At 43.9% G+C, this 17,550-nt stretch carries 12 protein-coding genes; 4 read left to right on the top strand and 8 right to left on the bottom strand.

The genetic code is table 11. The annotated features are described in order from the left end of the window. Positions 1-65: 65 nt before the first annotated feature. From V5298_RS02190 to V5298_RS02160, 7 genes are all read right to left on the bottom strand, one after another. Positions 66-1,934 carry a DNA phosphorothioation-associated putative methyltransferase gene (locus V5298_RS02190; RefSeq protein ID WP_332929828.1) on the bottom strand — a complete coding sequence of 623 codons (1,869 nt, stop codon included), beginning with the start codon at positions 1,932-1,934 and terminating at the stop codon, positions 66-68. After that, positions 1,934-2,473: a hypothetical protein gene (locus tag V5298_RS02185; RefSeq protein WP_332929827.1), complete on the bottom strand. Its 540-nt coding sequence runs from the start codon at positions 2,471-2,473 to the stop codon at positions 1,934-1,936. Before V5298_RS02185 ends, V5298_RS02190 begins: the two co-directional genes overlap by 1 nt. A gap of 161 nt (positions 2,474-2,634) precedes the next feature. Continuing rightward, on the bottom strand, positions 2,635-3,303 hold the full coding sequence (locus V5298_RS02180) for an ABC transporter ATP-binding protein (protein WP_332929826.1): 669 nt from the start codon (positions 3,301-3,303) through the stop codon (positions 2,635-2,637). Beyond that, positions 3,304-4,548 (bottom strand): efflux RND transporter periplasmic adaptor subunit, encoded by a 1,245-nt coding sequence (locus V5298_RS02175; protein ID WP_332929825.1) that lies wholly within the window; start codon positions 4,546-4,548, stop codon positions 3,304-3,306. Next, positions 4,520-6,790, bottom strand: coding sequence for a hypothetical protein (locus V5298_RS02170; RefSeq protein WP_332929824.1), 2,271 nt, complete (start codon positions 6,788-6,790; stop codon positions 4,520-4,522). The genes V5298_RS02175 and V5298_RS02170 overlap by 29 nt, the downstream gene beginning before the upstream one ends. Positions 6,791-6,795: 5 nt before the next feature. Further along, on the bottom strand, positions 6,796-7,239 hold the full coding sequence (locus V5298_RS02165; protein ID WP_332929823.1) for a hypothetical protein: 444 nt from the start codon (positions 7,237-7,239) through the stop codon (positions 6,796-6,798). A 507-nt stretch (positions 7,240-7,746) separates the two neighbouring features. Then, positions 7,747-8,769, bottom strand: coding sequence for a LacI family DNA-binding transcriptional regulator (locus V5298_RS02160; RefSeq protein WP_332929822.1), 1,023 nt, complete (start codon positions 8,767-8,769; stop codon positions 7,747-7,749). Between the two features lie 246 nt (positions 8,770-9,015). Here V5298_RS02160 and V5298_RS02155 point away from each other — a divergent pair, with 246 nt between their 5' ends. The 4 genes from V5298_RS02155 (at position 9,016) to V5298_RS02140 (ending at position 16,447) form a co-directional block, all read left to right on the top strand. Next, positions 9,016-11,037 (top strand): glycoside hydrolase family 3 protein, encoded by a 2,022-nt coding sequence (locus V5298_RS02155; protein WP_332929821.1) that lies wholly within the window; start codon positions 9,016-9,018, stop codon positions 11,035-11,037. Next, positions 11,027-12,580 (top strand): sulfatase, encoded by a 1,554-nt coding sequence (locus V5298_RS02150; RefSeq protein ID WP_332929820.1) that lies wholly within the window; start codon positions 11,027-11,029, stop codon positions 12,578-12,580. Before V5298_RS02155 ends, V5298_RS02150 begins: the two co-directional genes overlap by 11 nt. 34 nt (positions 12,581-12,614) lie before the next feature. After that, positions 12,615-13,916 (top strand): L-fucose:H+ symporter permease, encoded by a 1,302-nt coding sequence (fucP, locus tag V5298_RS02145; protein ID WP_332929819.1) that lies wholly within the window; start codon positions 12,615-12,617, stop codon positions 13,914-13,916. Positions 13,917-14,182: 266 nt separating this feature from the next. Then, a complete protein-coding gene (locus V5298_RS02140; RefSeq protein ID WP_332929818.1) occupies positions 14,183-16,447 on the top strand; it encodes a TonB-dependent receptor in 2,265 nt (754 codons plus the stop codon). 63 nt (positions 16,448-16,510) lie between these two features. On the opposite strand, the gene V5298_RS02135 is transcribed toward V5298_RS02140, so the two are convergent. After that, complete coding sequence (locus tag V5298_RS02135; RefSeq protein WP_332929817.1) at positions 16,511-17,518, bottom strand: LysR family transcriptional regulator; 1,008 nt, start codon at positions 17,516-17,518, stop codon at positions 16,511-16,513. Between the last annotated feature and the right edge of the window lie 32 nt (positions 17,519-17,550).

Below are 17,550 nucleotides of genomic sequence, written 5' to 3'. Positions count from 1 at the left end.
AATGATCGTAACTTAGGAGTATACATTTTTTAAGGTAAGTGATGATTTGAACTTTGGGTCGGTTTTTAACTGATGAAATCCATATTATTCTTTAGGGACGCATCGGCGTGCTCCTCGATGTAGTCAAAAAAGTCCACGTCTTGTTCCGCCATTTTGATTTTAACTCTTTCTTTTAATTTGGGGGTGCTGCTCTCATCAAAATCCTCATAGCCTAGTAAGGTCAGTTTACCTGAATTTATATGTATTTTAATCAACTGTATATCTTCTAGCTCACCGTAAAGCTGCAATGCTGAGCTTACATAAACTCTTAATAGTGGCGAGAGTAAGTCTAGGTATTGTTTATGGAAGGTTAGGGAATGCGGTTTCTCAAACTCTTCTGCCAATACGCTTTTAGGCAAGGTCTTGTGGGCTTCTAAGCACTCTGCCTCTATTTGGTTTACATCGGCTATTTGGAAGAGAAGTTCCTTAGCTAAAGCTTGAGCATTCTTGTTAGTATCGAAAAAAGCTTTTATGTCACGTTTTGTTTGCTCTGGCTGGTATTTGTAGGGTTTTCTTTTACCAAAGTGGCCTACAGCGAAGTAAACTAGCAAGTCTTCCGTTCGCATCTTTTGTGCAATATTAAGATCATCATTGCCATAATAGTTTAGACACAGCCTAAATGCTTTCTTCATTGTGCCAACTAGTTCTATTAATTTGTCAGCCTTACCAAATTCATCTTTCGCGGGGGCTCGCCCTAATAGTAAGCAAGTTTTCCAGTATTCCTCAAAAAGCTCAGCATGCTTAGTAAATAACAGTTGTGTATTAGCTTCTTTAATATCAATAGGCTTAGACTTCTGTTCCCAATTTCGGGTTCGCTTATGCCTATTTTGAAGATAATCTTGCTCTAGGTACTTATCTTTAAAAACGAAGTATATACCTGGTGCTACAGCAATAGCTGATTCGTCTAGACTTAGCTCAATGAACATTTTGAGTTCGCTTTGGGTAAAATACTTTTGGAAGGTATTACGGCTGGTAATAATACCGTCTTTATACGGTGTGAACTTGGCCAGGTAGTTCTCGTTTGCGAGCATTGCAGAGATAACAAGAAGCTTATCGGTAAGGGCCCATGCGCCTTGAATAGCTTCCATACGCTCGTTTCTTTCTTCAATTACATTAATTACAAAACCAATGTTAACCAAGTCGGCGTTTATTTTATCTGCGTCTGGTAAAAAGTTAGGGTCCCACCCAAGTGCATCTAGCCCATGAGCTTCCAGCTCTCGAAGGTCATCACCTCTACCGCAACCATAGTCAAAAATAGAGTATTGGCCTTCTAGAAAGCCATGCTTTGCTAATATTTTCATTGGGGCCGAAAGTTCGTATCGGACTATCGCTGTTCTATCGCGCTCTATTTTTGTGTTGCCGTTATCTAACAGAAGCGCTGAATTGCGAAATAAGCGGCCGTCTACAAGCTCATAACCGTGTGCATTTATCAGAGCTTCCCACGAAGCTTTAAAGCCAATATGGCGCGAATTTGCGTAAAGGCCTGCTTGCTCACCTTCTTCGGTAATTTGTTTAAATTCTTCGTACTGCGGATGGTCGGGCAAAACCATGGTTTCTTTGCGATGAAGAATCGGGGGGTTATCGTAGTTAGAATAGTCGGTAACTTTATGAGATAGCTTTTGAAGGTCTACCGTTACGCTTTGTTTTAATGCGGGGTAAGATTCTTCTCCGAACGTAGGGTAATGCAGCAAACTTAATGAAAACTGCTTTCTAGATAGCTTTATTAAATTCCACTGTTCCCGTGGGATCTTTAGGGCTTTACCAATAGCTAAAACTACATTGCGTAGCTTGTCCGGTAGTTGCGGTAATGTGCTGTCATGAATGTAAATAGCATCAGGAAGCTTTTTTCCCACATCTAATTTATCTACCAAAGATTTAAATAAAGCTGCATCCATTATAAACCCTCTGCCAATACTACTGCTTGCTCACCAAATGCTTTTTTACCTGGATAACGCCTACCATTTTCGCTTTCGCACATAATCTGCAAGTGCTTGAGCGGCTCAGTTAAATGAATACTGACATGAAGTGGCCTGTTATTACCATAGTAGTAGATACGATCATAATTGAGCTTTTGAGTAATAATGCGCACGATATCTGATGTTGGAACACTCTCTACGAAAAAATCACAAGCAGCACCGCCTCTGCTACATATCTGCTTACCAACACTATTTTTCTCATAGGCAGAATGTTGATCTATAGAAGGTGACGTGCCCCTAGGAGAATGTTTCTGGATATAGTTTTTTAATTCATGTGATGTAAAACCATAGGTTATTCTCGGCGCACTAAACGCTTGTTCAATTGGTAGCAATATTGTACTAACTAGTTGCTCCAAAGCTATTTTGGATTTGACGTTTTGGGGCATGTTCTCAAGGGTAAAATTGTGCTTATATCTATGCCAATTGATTAGTTTTTTACCTAGGGGGTGCTTAAGCAATGTATGATCCTCAGGAAGAGCATAAAAATATACGGGTTAAAATTTTTCAAACATAATTTCTTTTTGAGAGTGTAAATCCGAGAACTTTTTAATTTTGTCATATACTCAAAAGGTTATCTTTAGATAATACGTTAAGTCTTAGCTATCTATTACAAACACCCTCACCGCCTTTCCAACTTTCCATCGAAAATCGTGAACGTGCTTGTGGCCATGCTGGCGATTTCAGCATCATGGGTAACCAGCAGTATGGTGGTGCCTTGGGTGTTAAGGGTTTTAAGGATCTCCCCGATGGCAAGGGTGTTTTTGTGATCCAAATTACCCGTTGGTTCATCGGCAATAACCAGTGTTGGGTTATTAATTAACGCTCGGGCAATAGAGACTCGCTGTTGCTGGCCGCCTGATAACTGGCTGGGGAAATGGTAAAGCCGGTGATTAATGCCTAACTGTTCGGCCAACGTTTTGGCATGTTCGGTTTTCTCTTCACTGACTTTGCCATGTAAAAGCTTTGTTGGCAGCACAATATTATCTAAAACATTCAAATGGTCGATGAGTCTAAAATCTTGAAAGACAATGCCTACGTTAGACAGCCGGGTAAGCGCCAAGCTTTTCCGTGAAAGGCCATATAAGTCGGTGTCGTTATAAGTTACCGAACCTGAGGTGGGCTGTAATAGCCCGGCGGCCACGTTAACAAACGATGATTTACCGCTTCCTGAAGGGCCGGTAATGGCAATGAAATCACCGTCTGAAATAGTGAGGTTTAGCCCGTTAAGGGGGGTCGTTTTTACCGTGTCAGAAACATAATCTAAGGTGACGTCAGAAAACGCTATCATTTATCCTCCTATATTCAGTTTTACGAGACTTTTACTGTCCATTTGTGCCGGAGAGATAAGCACCACGGTTAATGGGCCAAGGGTATCCGTGGCTAAAACTAAGGCGTCTTGCTTTGCTTCAATCACCTTAAATTCGGTTAATTGCGCGGTGGCAGTGTGGTCATCAGCCAGTACATAGAGTTTAATAAAGTCCCCACCGTCAAACCATGATAGCCGGGGCACTTCTACTGCATTGATCAGTTTATTTGAGCGGATTTTAGCCGTCCATTCACTGCCAATGAGGGAGTCTACGTTATTCGACGCTGCCAGTTGTGCGCGAGCGACAAAATGGCCGTTTACGCTTATTTTATTCACCGTTGAAATGCGAAGATTAATCGATTTTTCCGTTTGAGGGTTATAAAAGCGCACTCGGTTCCCTACATCTATGGCGTTAAAATAAAATTCGGGAATGCTGATAGAAAAGCTTAAATTTTGCGGGTCGCTAATGTCGAATAAAAACTGGCCATTGGTTACGCTGTCCCCTACATTGACATTCACTTCTGAAACAATGCCGGTTAACGGCGATACTATTTTTAGTGCTTCGACTTTTCTTTTTACTATATCAAGGGCCCGTTTTTTTAAAGAAAGCTTCTTATTAAAGTTGTCTATTTGGTTTTCGTAGATCTCTGATTTCACCTTTTTAAGGTTAGTCAATGATGCCAATTGTGCGGTTAACCGTTTGACTAAAAACTCAGACTTCGTAAAGGTCAATTTTGAGTAAGAGCCGGTATCGATGAGCTCGATATACGCCCGATGATTAAGCTCGGCTTCCTCAAGCTCAAGTTGTGCTATGCCTATTTTGCCGTCTAAATCGATGATATCTTCATGTAATTCTGACTTTCGGATCTCCGAATTAACTTGCTCTGTTTCATATTCGTATAAGGCGGTGTCATAATCATCCACTAAAGCGCTGTTGACGATTTCCACCGCAATTTGTCCTTCCTCGATGGCAGAACCGCTGTTAACCGCTACGGTTTTAACAATGCCCGACGAGGAGGCCGCCACACTTCTGTAAGACGCAGATTCAAGCACCGCTGAAGCAACCACTACACTATTCGATGGCTTCGTTTGCAGCGATAAAACTTTGCTTTTAGGTACGTCTATGCGATCTGTCTTTAAGAAAAAGAAAGCCAAAACAACCACAACAAAAACCGCGATTAAAATGCGTGTTCTTAGTTTAGAGCGCGGCGCTATTACTACATCCATGGTTTAAAAATACCCTTATTTTACGTAAGAACATAAACAGAATAAAAATGAGAATGACAGAGACGACCGGGATAAATACAAAACAATAGACTTTAAAAGACGGCCATAAATTTAATCGGTATACAATAAATATCGATGCGCCAAAACAGGCAATGGTAGTCCAGGCTACCCGCCCCACTAAGTACCACAAGGTTTGGCTCTCAGAGGCACCAATGCTTAGCAGTGTATTTAAATTCGATTTATAAAAGTGTAATGTCGATTCCGCCGCCGCATAGCAGCCGAACACCGCAAGAAAAATAAGAAACCCAGACAGCAAGAAAAGGAAGAATAAATAGAAGAGTTGGTTAATAATTTCTTTATTTTTAAAGTCAGTATAATCGATGATTTTGGCTATTTTTAGTTCGGGTGGTAGAACGGATTTAATCTTTTCCACCACAAGGCTCAAATTGTTGGCGGTGGTATTGATGGCAATAAACTCTAACTGGGAAATGGACTTAAGCTTCTGGTAAGCCACCAAGTCAGTGTCATCTAGCAGGCCCGCATAGGGAAACTCAGCTTCAATGGCATTAATGTGCATGAGATATTTTTGTCGATTTGTGGTGCCTTTGTCTTCATCGAGGGTAAGGTATTCCATGTAGAGCTTTTGCGTTGTCGACTGGTTTATAAGCCGCTGTAATTGGGGTGAAGCATTGACATCAAAGCGCTCGTCGCTGTTTTTTACCACCTTGTCATAGTTGTCACTATTGGTGAGTATTTTGAAATAATCGCCATATATGGCGTTCATTCTTACGTCTATTTTCTTTCCATCTAAAATAAAAGGCGAAAGGAGATCCCTTGTCAGGTAGGGAAACATGGTAGACATGGAATAATCTTCAATAGCCTGGTTTTCCACCAATTTATCCAAGGCGCTAGTAATCGGTGCGACGCTCTTAGAAACTACGATATTGCCGGTGTTGTCAAAATTGAAGCTGTTGTTGTTTAAATCGAGAATGGCAATATTTTCTATATTCTCGTTAAAAATCCTATCTTTGAGAAAATCAAACTCACGTAAAGCGCTATATGTACTTAAAAGCAATAAGGTTACGATACTCACAGACAAGGTGACGTAGATGCCAAATTTAAGCTCATTGATAATTTTTACCGTAACACGGTGTTGTGTCACTGATGATGTAAAGAAGACGGCGCTAAATAAAGAAACGGCGGCAATAACGATAAGAATAAAAGGAATAATGAAAAAGAGTTGCTTATAAAGGTAAGGATAAACACCTGTGCCAAAAAGATTGATTGAAAATCTATAGCTTAAAAAGCTTAGGCCAAGATAGAATAGTAGCCCTACTAAAATGCTATATTTAACGAGTTTTGAGGTCGCAAATAGGAATGCGGTTGCGATAAACTGCGTCAGGGTTTTGTTTGTCCATCCTAATTTAGCGATTATGCCTATGTCTCTTCTAAAGGACGTATAAACGATGTATGAGAAGATCAAGCACTCCAAAATCAATAAGCCGTAAAAAAAACGTTGAATACTTTTGTCAAACAGACTGACATTTCTATCGAATTTATATTCTAACGAAGAATAGTAGATGCCATCAGTTACCACGACGTCTTCTGTCGGTATAAATTGTCCTATTTTCTCTATTAACTTATCCTGATTAACGGACAGATCTGGCTTTGCTTTTACAATAATCGATAGGGATTCAACTTCTGACTCTTCAACGATTGCAGAATAATCACTAATGATTATCGCTTCTGGGAGGCTATCGTCACTGTCATTTCCAAATGAACCATTGAAGTAATATTTTTTTTCGGCGATGGTAATAACCTGGTTTTTATCCACTTCTTTGGCTAATTTCCGGTGGATATCTTTTCTAAAATAGATGCACTTGGATGTTTTACAAGGATTGATATTTTGTTTGAACGAGGCTTCATTAGAAAAGTACAAGGCATTGAGTACGTGCTGGCGGCTTATGGTAAAGCTAATAAGGCTTTTTTTCGCTAAAATGATGCTGTCTTGTTCTCTTTCTAAGGTAGAGATTAAAGACAGAAGCTTGCTTTTTTCTATGGCACTTCCATTAAATATAATGCTATGTAAGCTCTCTTTTTCACTAAACAGCGAATTATCGTTTGAATCAATATTATGGCTGATAAATAGGGCACAAATATTGGTGGTGATGAGGAAGATGATCACCCTAAATTGAAGTGCGTTTTTACGATAGATGTTTTGTAAAAAGTGATGGAAAATCACAATTTTTACCCAGTGATTATAAACTGAAATACCGCCGCTTCATGGCTAAATTGGGTACGACGGATTTTCTCATCTATGGTTTTACATGGCGGGCAGGGCATAGCGTTGCTATCCAAGCTGATATAATACAGTTCGTATTTTGTGTCTCTTTCATCCTCTAGGTTAAGCAGCGCTTTTAACTTGGTGGTATTTTCTAACCTCTGGCTATGCTGGCTTAAGCATTCATCTTGAGTTAAGACGACGTTGCTATTCAGTTTGTTTTCAATGATAGAGCCCACGCCGTCGTAGACAATACAGGGGGCACTTGTATCAACAATAATGAGCCGGGGAACCTTAAAGTCAAAACCGAGATCCGTAATATCATTCACGGTTAAGTGAGTTTTGAAAGTAGCACTGGTGCATAGAGGTGCAAAAAAAGACGCGAGTAAAAAAATTATAAAACGTTTCATAAATTTCCCTGAAAAAACGTAGAGCGTAAAAGTCTGACTAACGCTCATTTTATTTTTATAATTAAGGTAAATTGACTACTTCACACTCAAGCCAATTACCGCAAATCCTCGATGGTCCACTATCGGTATCAGTAACTTGGCATTTATAAACTTCCTTACACCATAAGGTCATACCTGCACTAGCAATCCCAGGCATTAGAATTAAAGCGATAGCAATTATCAACTTTCTTTCTTAGCAAGTTATACATGTATTAGGCCCCTTTAATATTTAGTAAAGTATGCGGTGTACTTTAAAAGAGACTTTTGAATACTTAGCTGCGGGTAGATGGAAGATGCTTACAAACTATCCGTAGCGGGGTAACATCTCAATTCCCTTTGAGTAAGTACATAATTTAAACTAATGGATTTTTTTATTGGTTTCAAATGCTAATTGCATTTTTTACCTGCACACCTGCACACCTATAAATCTAAAAAAGTACTTAAAAACAATTGGTTAAATTTTATTGCTCATGATTTTTTCGTGTTAACACTGGTGGATTCTCGGGTGATCACCTTGCAATCAAACACCTTGTTCGTTTTCTCTACCGCGCGGTTTAAAACCCGATTAATCAATAACTCGGTACTGCGGGCCGCCAGCTCTTTTATGGGTTGCTGCACCGTGGTAAGGGGTGGCCATAATTGGCGGGATATGCGCGAATCGTCAAACCCTGCGATGGAAAGTTCGTCCGGCAATACCAACCCTTTTTGGCGGGCTACCTTCATGGTGGCTGCGGCCATATTATCGTTGCTGGCAAAGATGGCCGAAGGCGGTACCGCTTGATTTAATAATTCTCGGGCACAGATTTCACCTGACTCAAAGCTAAAATCGCCTTGTTTAATTAGGTTGTCATCCAGGGGAATATTGGCGGCGGACAGCGCATCTTTATACCCTTTTAGCCGTTCAATGGCACCGTTATGCTCTGGGTGGCCGGTGATAAAGCCAATGGCTTCATGGCCCAGGGCAATAAGGTGCTCGGTCATGGCTTTGGCTGCGGCTCTGTCATTGCTGTAAACGTACGGCGAGATATCGCTTTTATCGATGGGAGAAATACGAACAAACTGTATATTTCGTTCTTTTAACACCTGCAATAAACCAACATGATCAGTTAATGGCGGGCTAATAATTAAACCGTCAATTCGGGTGCGTTCCAACCAGTCATCGATATCGTCGGTCAGGGTTTCACTGGCGATATCATAAGGTTGAATAAGAATATTAAAGCCTTCCGATTCGCACACCGAAATAATACCAATTTGCAGGTCCAGCACGTAAACCGGGCTGCGGCTATCGTAAAGGAGTGCAATCACGTAAGCGCGGCTATTTCGCAGGCTTCTGGCGTAGGAATTCGGGTGATAATTTAGCGTTTCGATGGCGGCCAACACGGCGGCGCGCGTTTTCTCCCGAACTGACGATTCCTTATTGATCACTCTCGATACTGTTTTCGGCGACACCTTGGCTTTTTCTGCGACGTCGTAAAGAGTAGCCTTTTTCATTGATATACGTAACTCGCTCTGCTCTAAGCAATTCCACAAAGAAAGATCATTATTAAGCATCTTATTCGCAAACGCCATTTTTTATGAAATTGCTGGTTAACATTAGGTTGCTACTTGTAACCCACATGTTAAAAATATTATTGACATCGATGTCATTTGTTATTAATCTTCGCGCTAAATTACATCTTAGCAATATCCAAGGTGGATTGCTGACGGTGAGATTCTCTTTATTTTGGGGTTACCGAAGTGGTAAAAAAAATCGATTTCACGGCCGCGCAGGCTTGTAAAAGCTTCATTCGTTTGGCGCTGTTCTCTTCATTCTCTATGGGGTTGGCGGCCTGTGTCGCAAACACGCCTGCCTCTGACTCATCAACCTTTACCCAGCCTAAGTTAGGGTCAGCCAACGGTTTGCCTTACTTACAGCGTGATGGACTTCAGTTTAAAGATCTTAACAAAGACGGCACTTTAAACCCTTACGAAGACTGGCGTTTAAGTGCTGCTGAGCGTGCCCAGGATTTGGTTTCTCGAATGACCCTAGCGGAAAAAGCCGGGGCTTTATTGCATGGCAGTATGTCCACCTTTGGTGCTAAAAACTATGACATGACATGGGGCCATCATCTTATTTTAGAAAATAACATTGGTAGCGTTATTACCCGGTTATCCTTAAGTGCAGATCGAATGGCTCAGGGCAGTAACGATTTACAAGCCATGGCAGAGCAGCGCCGATTAGGGATCCCGTTGGTGATCAGTACCGATCCCCGCAATCACTTTAACTATTTGGCCGGGGCCAGCGTGAATGCGGCCGGTTTTAGTAAGTGGCCAGAAGCCTTAGGCTTAGCGGCAATAGGCGATGATGAATTGGTGCGTCAGTTTGGCGATATCGCACGCCAGGAATATCGTGCGGTGGGTATTCAGCAAGCCTTATCGCCCATGGCAGACCTTTCCACCGAGCCCCGTTGGCCCAGAATTGTGGGTACCTTTGGTGAAGACGCCGATCTTACCAAAAAGCTTGTTAAGGCATACATCGAAGGCTTTCAACATGGTGCTGATGGTTTACATCCAGACAGTGTGGCTGCTGTGGTCAAGCACTGGGTAGGCTATGGCGCCGCAAAAGACGGGCTGGACAGCCACAACTACTACGGCCGTTTTGCTACCTTTCCTAACAACAACTTTGCCTATCATCTCAAACCCTTTGAAGGGGCCTTTGCTGCCAAGGTAAGTGGTGTGATGCCTACTTATTCCATTTTACAGAATTTGGTTTATCAGGGGCATCCTATCGAGCAAGTGGGAGCAGGGTATAGCCGCTATTTATTAACCGATTTATTACGTGGCGAGTACCAGTACGATGGCGTTATTCTTTCTGATTGGGCCATCACCTTAGATTGCAACGACGCCTGTAAGTATGGCGAAGCCAATGGTCAAAGACAGGAAATTAAAGATTTATCCACAGCCTGGGGGGTCACCGAGCTATCACCGCAACAACGTTATGCCAAGGCATTATATGCGGGTATTGATCAGTTTGGTGGTGTAGAAGAACCGCAACCTTTAATGAATGCGGTCAAATCAGGGTTAGTGTCTGAAGCGCGTATCGATGAGTCTGTCTACCGCGTCATGCTGCAAAAGTTTGAGTTGGGTTTATTTGAAAATCCCTTTGTTGATGTTGAACGTGCAGCAGAGATTGTGGGGAATGAAGACTTCACTAAACAGGCTGAAGCCGCGCAAGCCAAAGCACTTGTGCTGCTGGAAAACAAACAGCAGCTTTTGCCATTATCCACGGCGGATAAAAAAGTCTATCTTTATGGCATTGATGCTGATATTGCTAGAACGCTTGGCTTTACTGTAGTGGATAATGTTGAAGAGGCGGATCTGGCCATTCTGCGATTAACGGCGCCTTTTGAACAGCCGCATAAAAACTATGTGTTTGGCCGTCGTCACCATGAAGGGAATCTTGCGTTCCTGCCGGGTAATCCAGACTACGACGCTGTGATAAAAGCCAGTAAACAGGTCCCTACCATTGCGACGGTTTTCTTAGAGCGGCCAGCAATCATGACGGCCATACAAGATAACGTTGATGCACTTATTGGTAACTTTGGTGTGTCAGACAAAGTCTTGCTTTCCGTTATTTTGGGGCAAGCCAAGCCTGAAGGCACCTTGCCCATTGAACTTCCCTCATCCATGGCAGCCGTGGTTGCACAAAAAGAAGACTCGCCCTTTGACAGTGAAGCCCCTTTATATCCCTTTGGTTATGGACTTTCTTATGATGAATAATATGAAAAAACGTTTCGCCAAGTGCACCACAGTAAAACCCTTGCAGGTGCTGTTTTTGGCAACCGCTGCGCTACTGTCAGGTTGTGATAAGTCTGCTGATACAGAACAAACTGGTGCAACCGACAGTGCCACTCATAAGCAGCCAAACATTATTGTCCTGTTTACTGACGATATGGGATATGGCGATCTGAGTAGCTATGGCAGTGCAACAAATGACACGCCAGAGCTTGATGAAATGGCACGGGAAGGGCAGCGCTGGACAGATTTTTATGTTGCCGCACCGATTTGTTCCCCTAGTCGTGGTGCCTTAATGACCGGTAATTACCCAGAGCGTTCGGGGTTGTACGGTAAAACCAAAGGCGTGTTGTTTCCTGGCGAGCCAGGGCGTATTCCCGATGCCACAGTGACAATGCCGGAAGCGCTGAAATCAGCAGGGTACGATACGGTGATGTTTGGTAAATGGCATCTAGGCGATCTTCCTGATGCCCTGCCAACGCGTCATGGTTTTGATGAATGGTTAGGCGTGCCCTATTCAAACGATATGGACTGGGCCGTGGGCCCCACCAGCCCCGAAATCTTTGCCCATGGCGCCAAAGGCGACAAAGCATTTGTTCGCCAGGCCATTGCAGATCGTAAAACTTACACCTTACATCCGAAAAATGAATACTGGGATATTCCCCTTATTAAAAGCTCAGTAGTTGCTGATGGTTATGAAGATAAGATCGTAGAGCGTCCGCCTAATCAAAGCCTGTTAACCAAGCGCTATACCGAAGAATCCATTAATTATATTGAGCAGCATGCGCACGGGGAAAAGCCCTTCTTTTTGTATCTTGCTTACAGCATGCCCCATGCCCCTATTTTTGCCAGTGAAGCGTTTCAAGGCAAAAGCGCAGGTGGCCGCTACGGCGATGTGGTAGAAGAGATTGACTGGAGTGTTGGTCAAATCCGCAAAGCCTTAGAAGCCCAAGGTATTGCCGAAGATACCCTGCTGGTCTTTAGCAGCGACAACGGCCCATGGACGTTAATGGATCAGCATTCAGGCTCCTCAGGCCCATTGAAAGGGGGGAAAGGAACCACCTTTGAAGGCGGCTTACGGGTGCCAGGCATTTTTTGGTGGCCAGGACATATTGAGCCTAAGGTGGTGCACGGTATGGGATCTGTGATGGATTTATATGCCACGGCCTTATCCCTTGCTGGCGCCGAACCGGCTGCCTCGGTGGTGGACTCTATCGATTTAAGTCCCACCCTTTTACAGGGTGAAGACAGCCCGCGAACCCGTCAGGCTTTCTACCGCTCTGGTGAACTGTACGCCTTTCGAAAAGGGCCTTACAAAATTCATCTCATTACACAAGGCTCTTATGGCATGCCGCCCGCACGTACCGAGCATAAACGCCCTCTGCTGTACCACCTGGGTGAAGATCCCAAAGAACAGTTTAACCTTGCCGAAGAAAGACCTGAGGTATTGGCCGATATGTTAAAGGCCGTTGAGTTGCATCGTTCAGGTATGCAAATCGCAGAATCTATTTTTGAGATTGGTCGCTAATTGCCCAAATGCCTACCACTTTGAGGATACACCTATGGAATTAACAGGTACGACCCACGCAGCCACTACGCAAAATAATGGTTCGCAGAATCATCTTTTTGCACTGAGTGCACTCACCAGTTTGTTTTTCATATGGGGCTTTATTACCTGTATGAACGATATCCTGATCCCGCACCTGAAAAACGTATTTGCACTTAGCTATACCCAAGCCATGTTAATACAGTTTTGTTTCTTTGGGGCTTATTTTTTGGTGTCGATCCCTGCGGGGATCCTCGTTAAGCGTATCGGCTATAAGCACGGCATTGTCAGCGGCCTAGTGGTAGCGGCCATTGGATGTTTGCTGTTTTATCCTGCCGCCGATACCCACCTTTATTCTCTGTTTTTAGCCGCTTTATTTGTGCTGGCATCGGGTATTACTATTTTGCAGGTGTCTGCCAATCCTTATGTGAACATACTGGGGCCTTCTGAAACCGCCGCCAGTAGGTTAACCCTCACCCAGGCTTTTAATTCGCTGGGCACCACCGTTGCGCCCTTTTTTGGTGCCGCGTTAATTTTATCGGTAGCTGCGGCGGGCTCTGCCGAAATGAGTCAGGCAGAACTTGTGGCTTTCAAAGCTGAGGAAGCCTCGGCGGTACAAATTCCTTACCTTATTATTGCTGCCACCTTATTCGTTTTGGCCGCCGTTTTTGCATTGTTAAAGCTGCCAACCATTGCGTCGACGCCGGACCCTAAGGTAACGGCAAACGCCCATCAGTCATCAATTTTCAGTTATCGTCATTTGGTACTGGGAGCTGTAGGCATTTTTCTCTACGTGGGCGCAGAGGTTTCTATTGGTAGTTTTCTGGTGAGCTTTTTAGGGCAAGAAAACATTGCGGGCATGAGTGAAGCCCAGGCCGCTAATTATATTGCCTACTACTGGGCGGGTGCCATGGTGGGGCGCTTCATTGGTGCGGCGGTGATGCAAAAACTTTCTGGTGGTGTCGTACTGGCGTTTAACGCCTCCGTAGCCGCAGTTTTACTGCTTATTGTGATCATGGGGCAGGGCGCATTGGCCATGTGGGCCATTCTGCTTATTGGTCTTTTCAATTCCATCATGTTCCCCGTTATTTTCAGCCTGGCGCTCAATCAGCTTGGTGAGCGCACCAGTGAAGGCTCAGGAATTCTGTGTTTAGCCATCGTGGGCGGTGCCATCGTGCCTTTATTACAGGGCGTTCTGGCCGACCATCTGGGCTTACAACTGGCCTTCGTTTTACCTTTCTTCTGTTATCTGTTCATTGTTTTTTATGGTGTTAAAGGCTCAAAACCAGCTTCTTCAATGGTGACAAAAAAAGGCTGAGTTTTGGAAATGAGATGACATCGATATCACCTTGCCACTAGTGGCGGCAAGGGCGGGATGTCAGGAAACGTTTTTTGGGGAAGGTGGAAAGTGCAGTGTGAATTCTACCTTGCCGTTTTGTACAGCTGAGTATTTGGCTCAGCACAATACACTCATGTGTTCAGAACATACTTGGCTAACTTTATCAAAAAGTTACTAACGCAACCTCGGTGCGACTGATGTTCGGTTCACGCTCTTAATATTAGAAAGATTAGAGGACACAAAGCATGTTGGTAACTAAAAGACGTAAAAGCTATTTGGCTGTTGTCTCTGCATTGGGCATGGTCAGTGGAACGTTTTCTTATTCTGCATTTGCGCAAGAAAAAACCTTGGATGAAGATGGTTTTGAACAAATCATCGTCACGGCTAGCCGTACCACATCGGTTGCATCGAAAACCCCCGTCGCTTTGGCGTCGGTAGGGGCTGAAGATTTGCGTAATGCCGGCGTCACAAACCCAACTACCCTAGGGGATGTAACGCCTAACCTGTCTATTGATAGAAACAATGGTTTGCAAATTACCATCCGTGGTGTAAGCAGTTCTGATAACACGGAAAAAGGTGATCCGTCGGCGGCCTTTTTACTTGATGGCGTGTATATTGCCCGCCCCCAAGCCCAGGAGGTTTCGTTTTTTGATGTTTCTCGTGTTGAAGTGTTACGGGGGCCCCAGGGAACCTTGTATGGCAGGAACACCACTGCAGGGGTGGTGAATATTATTACCAACAAACCCATCTTTGATTATGAAAGCTCCATTGATATGGCGTATGGCAGCTACAATGCCCTGCAAGGCACTGCCATGGTGAATCTGCCTGTGAACGACGATTTTGCATTGCGATTTGCCGCCAATATCGACCGTCGTGACAACTACCTGGAAACCGATGGTGTAGATGCAGATGTCGACACATATAAAGACAACCGTTCGTTACGGGCGACAGGTTTATATAATATTTCTGACGATGTGGAAGTACTGGTACGTCTGGATTACAGCGATATGTTAGGCAATCCCAATGAGTCTGCCTTGCTAACAAACTTCTACGATATGCCTGATGAGACGGGCATAGACCCAACCTACATAGATAATAGCTCAAAAGCGTTACGCCAGTTTGGTTATGATACCATCGGCAAACAAGATCGTGACAACAGTACCTGGGGGGTGGAAGGGGATGTTAACTGGTATATCACACCGGAACTGACCTTAAACTATCTTGGCTCATACCGAGAATTTACCCGTGATGAAGAAGGATCCCGTGTGGTTGGCCAATTCACTGCTGACAATTCCGTCAAGAGTGTTCGCTATACTTGGGATGGCGAGTATGAACAGCATTCCGAAGAACTCCGCTTAGCCTACGATAACGGACAACTGCAAGCGCAGGCGGGTTTATACTACTTCCGTGAAGAATCCGGCATCGCTTTTATATTATACGGTTTATTAGCCGATGAAGGTGAAGACGGCTATATCTTTGGTTTCCCACAGGATCCGACGATTTCTCAATCGGTGGCTGCTTTTGGTCAGGCTACCTATCACCTTACCGATGATCTTCGGGTAACAGCGGGTATTCGTTCTACCAAGGATGAGAAATCACGCTTTGGTGCTACGATTCGTCATACAACGTTGGATGAAGAATATGATTTTGAGAACGGAGATACTCTAAATTACGCCGACAGAGAATTCTCCAAAGTCACTTGGAAGCTAGGGTTAGATTATGATCTTGATTCTCGCACCTTGGTATACGGTAGTGTGGCAACAGGCTACAAGGCCGGAGGCTTTAATGGTGGGTGCTTGGAAGGGGTTGAAGGCTGTACATCACCCACCACCGAAGAAGCCCTGTATTATAACCCTGAAACCCTGGTGGCCTTTGAAGCCGGTTTAAAAACCCGCTTCCCTGAATACAAACTGCAGCTCAATACCAGTGCATTCCACTATGATTATGAAGACTTGCAGCTTAGTGGTGTTGTTGATGTCGACGGCGCGCCTTTAAATGTGACGACCAATGCAGCAGAAGCGGATGTTGACGGTGTTGAAATCGAGACGGTTTGGACTCCGACCGCCGATGATAAGCTAAACTTGGCCTTAACTTGGTTGGATGCCCGCTATGCGAGCTATCAAATGTCAGAGACCGCGAGTTTTGATGGCGACCCTCTGTCACGCTCACCGAAGTTTTCGCTGACTGCAGGTTATAAGCACACCTGGGAATTAAGCTCAGGGGCCACGGTGGACTTCGGCTTAAACACTAAGTGGAGTTCTGAATACTACATCTTGAACAACACCATTGAAGCTTATTTCCGTCAGCCTGGGTATACCAAAACCGATGTTACCTTGACGTATTATTCTCAGGATACCAGCTGGTATGCACAAGTGTTCGCAAAAAATCTGGAAGATAACGTAACCGTTTCATCGGTGTCCGTAGCCAGTAGCTTCCCCACCTTAACCGGTGGTACTGCAACCTTCTCTGATCCGCGTACCTTCGGTATTCGGGCCGGTTATCGTTACTAAACGGGTTTTATGACTTGCTTGGTGGGTGTTTTTTGTTTCCCTTCATGCCCACTAAGTAAGTCATTACTTACATGTTATTAGTTCACTGATATTGCTCCGGTCAATGTAATGTCGATCTTCAGTATCAGAATAGACGAATTCCCCTGCCCACGATCTATTCTTGTTCGCCACCCGTGTCAAACTAATGATGGTGTTCATAACAATGCTCATGGCTTTGCTAATGGAGCTATCTACATGGGTATTAATGGTCACTTCACGCTTGAGTTCATCGTCAATCAGGGGAATCAACTTTACCAATCCTTTTTCCGCCAAATGATAGGACGCTGAAGAAGGCGCAATCATAATGCCTCTACCTTGGACTACCACGCGCAAAGCCGTAGATAACTGGCCAAATCCCGCCAGTAATTTTAGCTTCTTCTCTTTTTTAACTTCCATGTTTTTTAAGGTATCGAGCAAGGTATCTTTGTGACCGGGTGCCAGCATGGCTAAATGACAAATAGCATCAAAGGACAGCGCATCTACCGACAGCAGATCTTTGTAAGTAACGGCATCTCGGGTTCCGACGATAACGAAGAGATCTTCGCGAATGAGTGGCTTACGTATAATATTGGCAGTAGGCACTTCTTCTTTGTAGCTTAGGGCGATATCGATCTCTTTGTCTGCCAATGCTTTATTTAAGCACTTGGAGGGTAAGGTGGTGATCTGTACCTTAATATCCGGAAAGATTTTTGAGATTTCATTTACAAGGGGAATGGCAAGAATATTGTCAATGGATTGGGTAAGCCCTAAAGATACGGTACCACTGGGGTATTTCGCCATATCGGTAATGGCGTTTTTGGCAAAGATCATACGATTAAGCAGCTCGGTGGCGTGGGAATAAAACACCCGCCCGCTTTCTGTTAAATGTACCCCTTTATAATTGCGCTCAAACAGGGTGTTTTTTAGTTCAAATTCCAAATTGGCTAGTTGCTGGCTGATGCTTGGTTGAGCCACGTCCAGCTCCCTTGCCGCAGCGGTAATACTTCCATGTTTTGCCGTTGATACAAAGTATTGAAGTTGTTTGAAATTCATCAGTCACTTTCCTTTCTACCTGGTAGTTCACG

Source organism: Alteromonas sp. 14N.309.X.WAT.G.H12 (genome assembly GCF_036697315.1).
Taxonomy (GTDB): Bacteria; Pseudomonadota; Gammaproteobacteria; order Enterobacterales; family Alteromonadaceae; genus Alteromonas.
The sequence above is the reverse complement of the archived record's forward strand: the minus strand, read 5'-3'. Positions and strand labels throughout refer to the sequence as shown.

Bases quoted from the DNA above. Each gene is read 5' to 3' on its own strand.
- V5298_RS02165 (WP_332929823.1), bottom strand. From the start codon at position 7,239: ATGAAACGTTTTATAATTTTTTTACTCGCGTCTTTTTTTGCACCTCTA.
- fucP (WP_332929819.1), top strand. From the start codon at position 12,615: ATGGAATTAACAGGTACGACCCACGCAGCCACTACGCAAAATAATGGT.
- V5298_RS02135 (WP_332929817.1), bottom strand. From the start codon at position 17,518: ATGAATTTCAAACAACTTCAATACTTTGTATCAACGGCAAAACATGGA.
- V5298_RS02175 (WP_332929825.1), bottom strand. From the start codon at position 4,548: ATGGATGTAGTAATAGCGCCGCGCTCTAAACTAAGAACACGCATTTTA.
- V5298_RS02140 (WP_332929818.1), top strand. From the start codon at position 14,183: ATGTTGGTAACTAAAAGACGTAAAAGCTATTTGGCTGTTGTCTCTGCA.
- V5298_RS02150 (WP_332929820.1), top strand. From the start codon at position 11,027: ATGATGAATAATATGAAAAAACGTTTCGCCAAGTGCACCACAGTAAAA.
- V5298_RS02190 (WP_332929828.1), bottom strand. From the start codon at position 1,934: ATGGATGCAGCTTTATTTAAATCTTTGGTAGATAAATTAGATGTGGGA.
- V5298_RS02160 (WP_332929822.1), bottom strand. From the start codon at position 8,769: ATGAAAAAGGCTACTCTTTACGACGTCGCAGAAAAAGCCAAGGTGTCG.
- V5298_RS02180 (WP_332929826.1), bottom strand. From the start codon at position 3,303: ATGATAGCGTTTTCTGACGTCACCTTAGATTATGTTTCTGACACGGTA.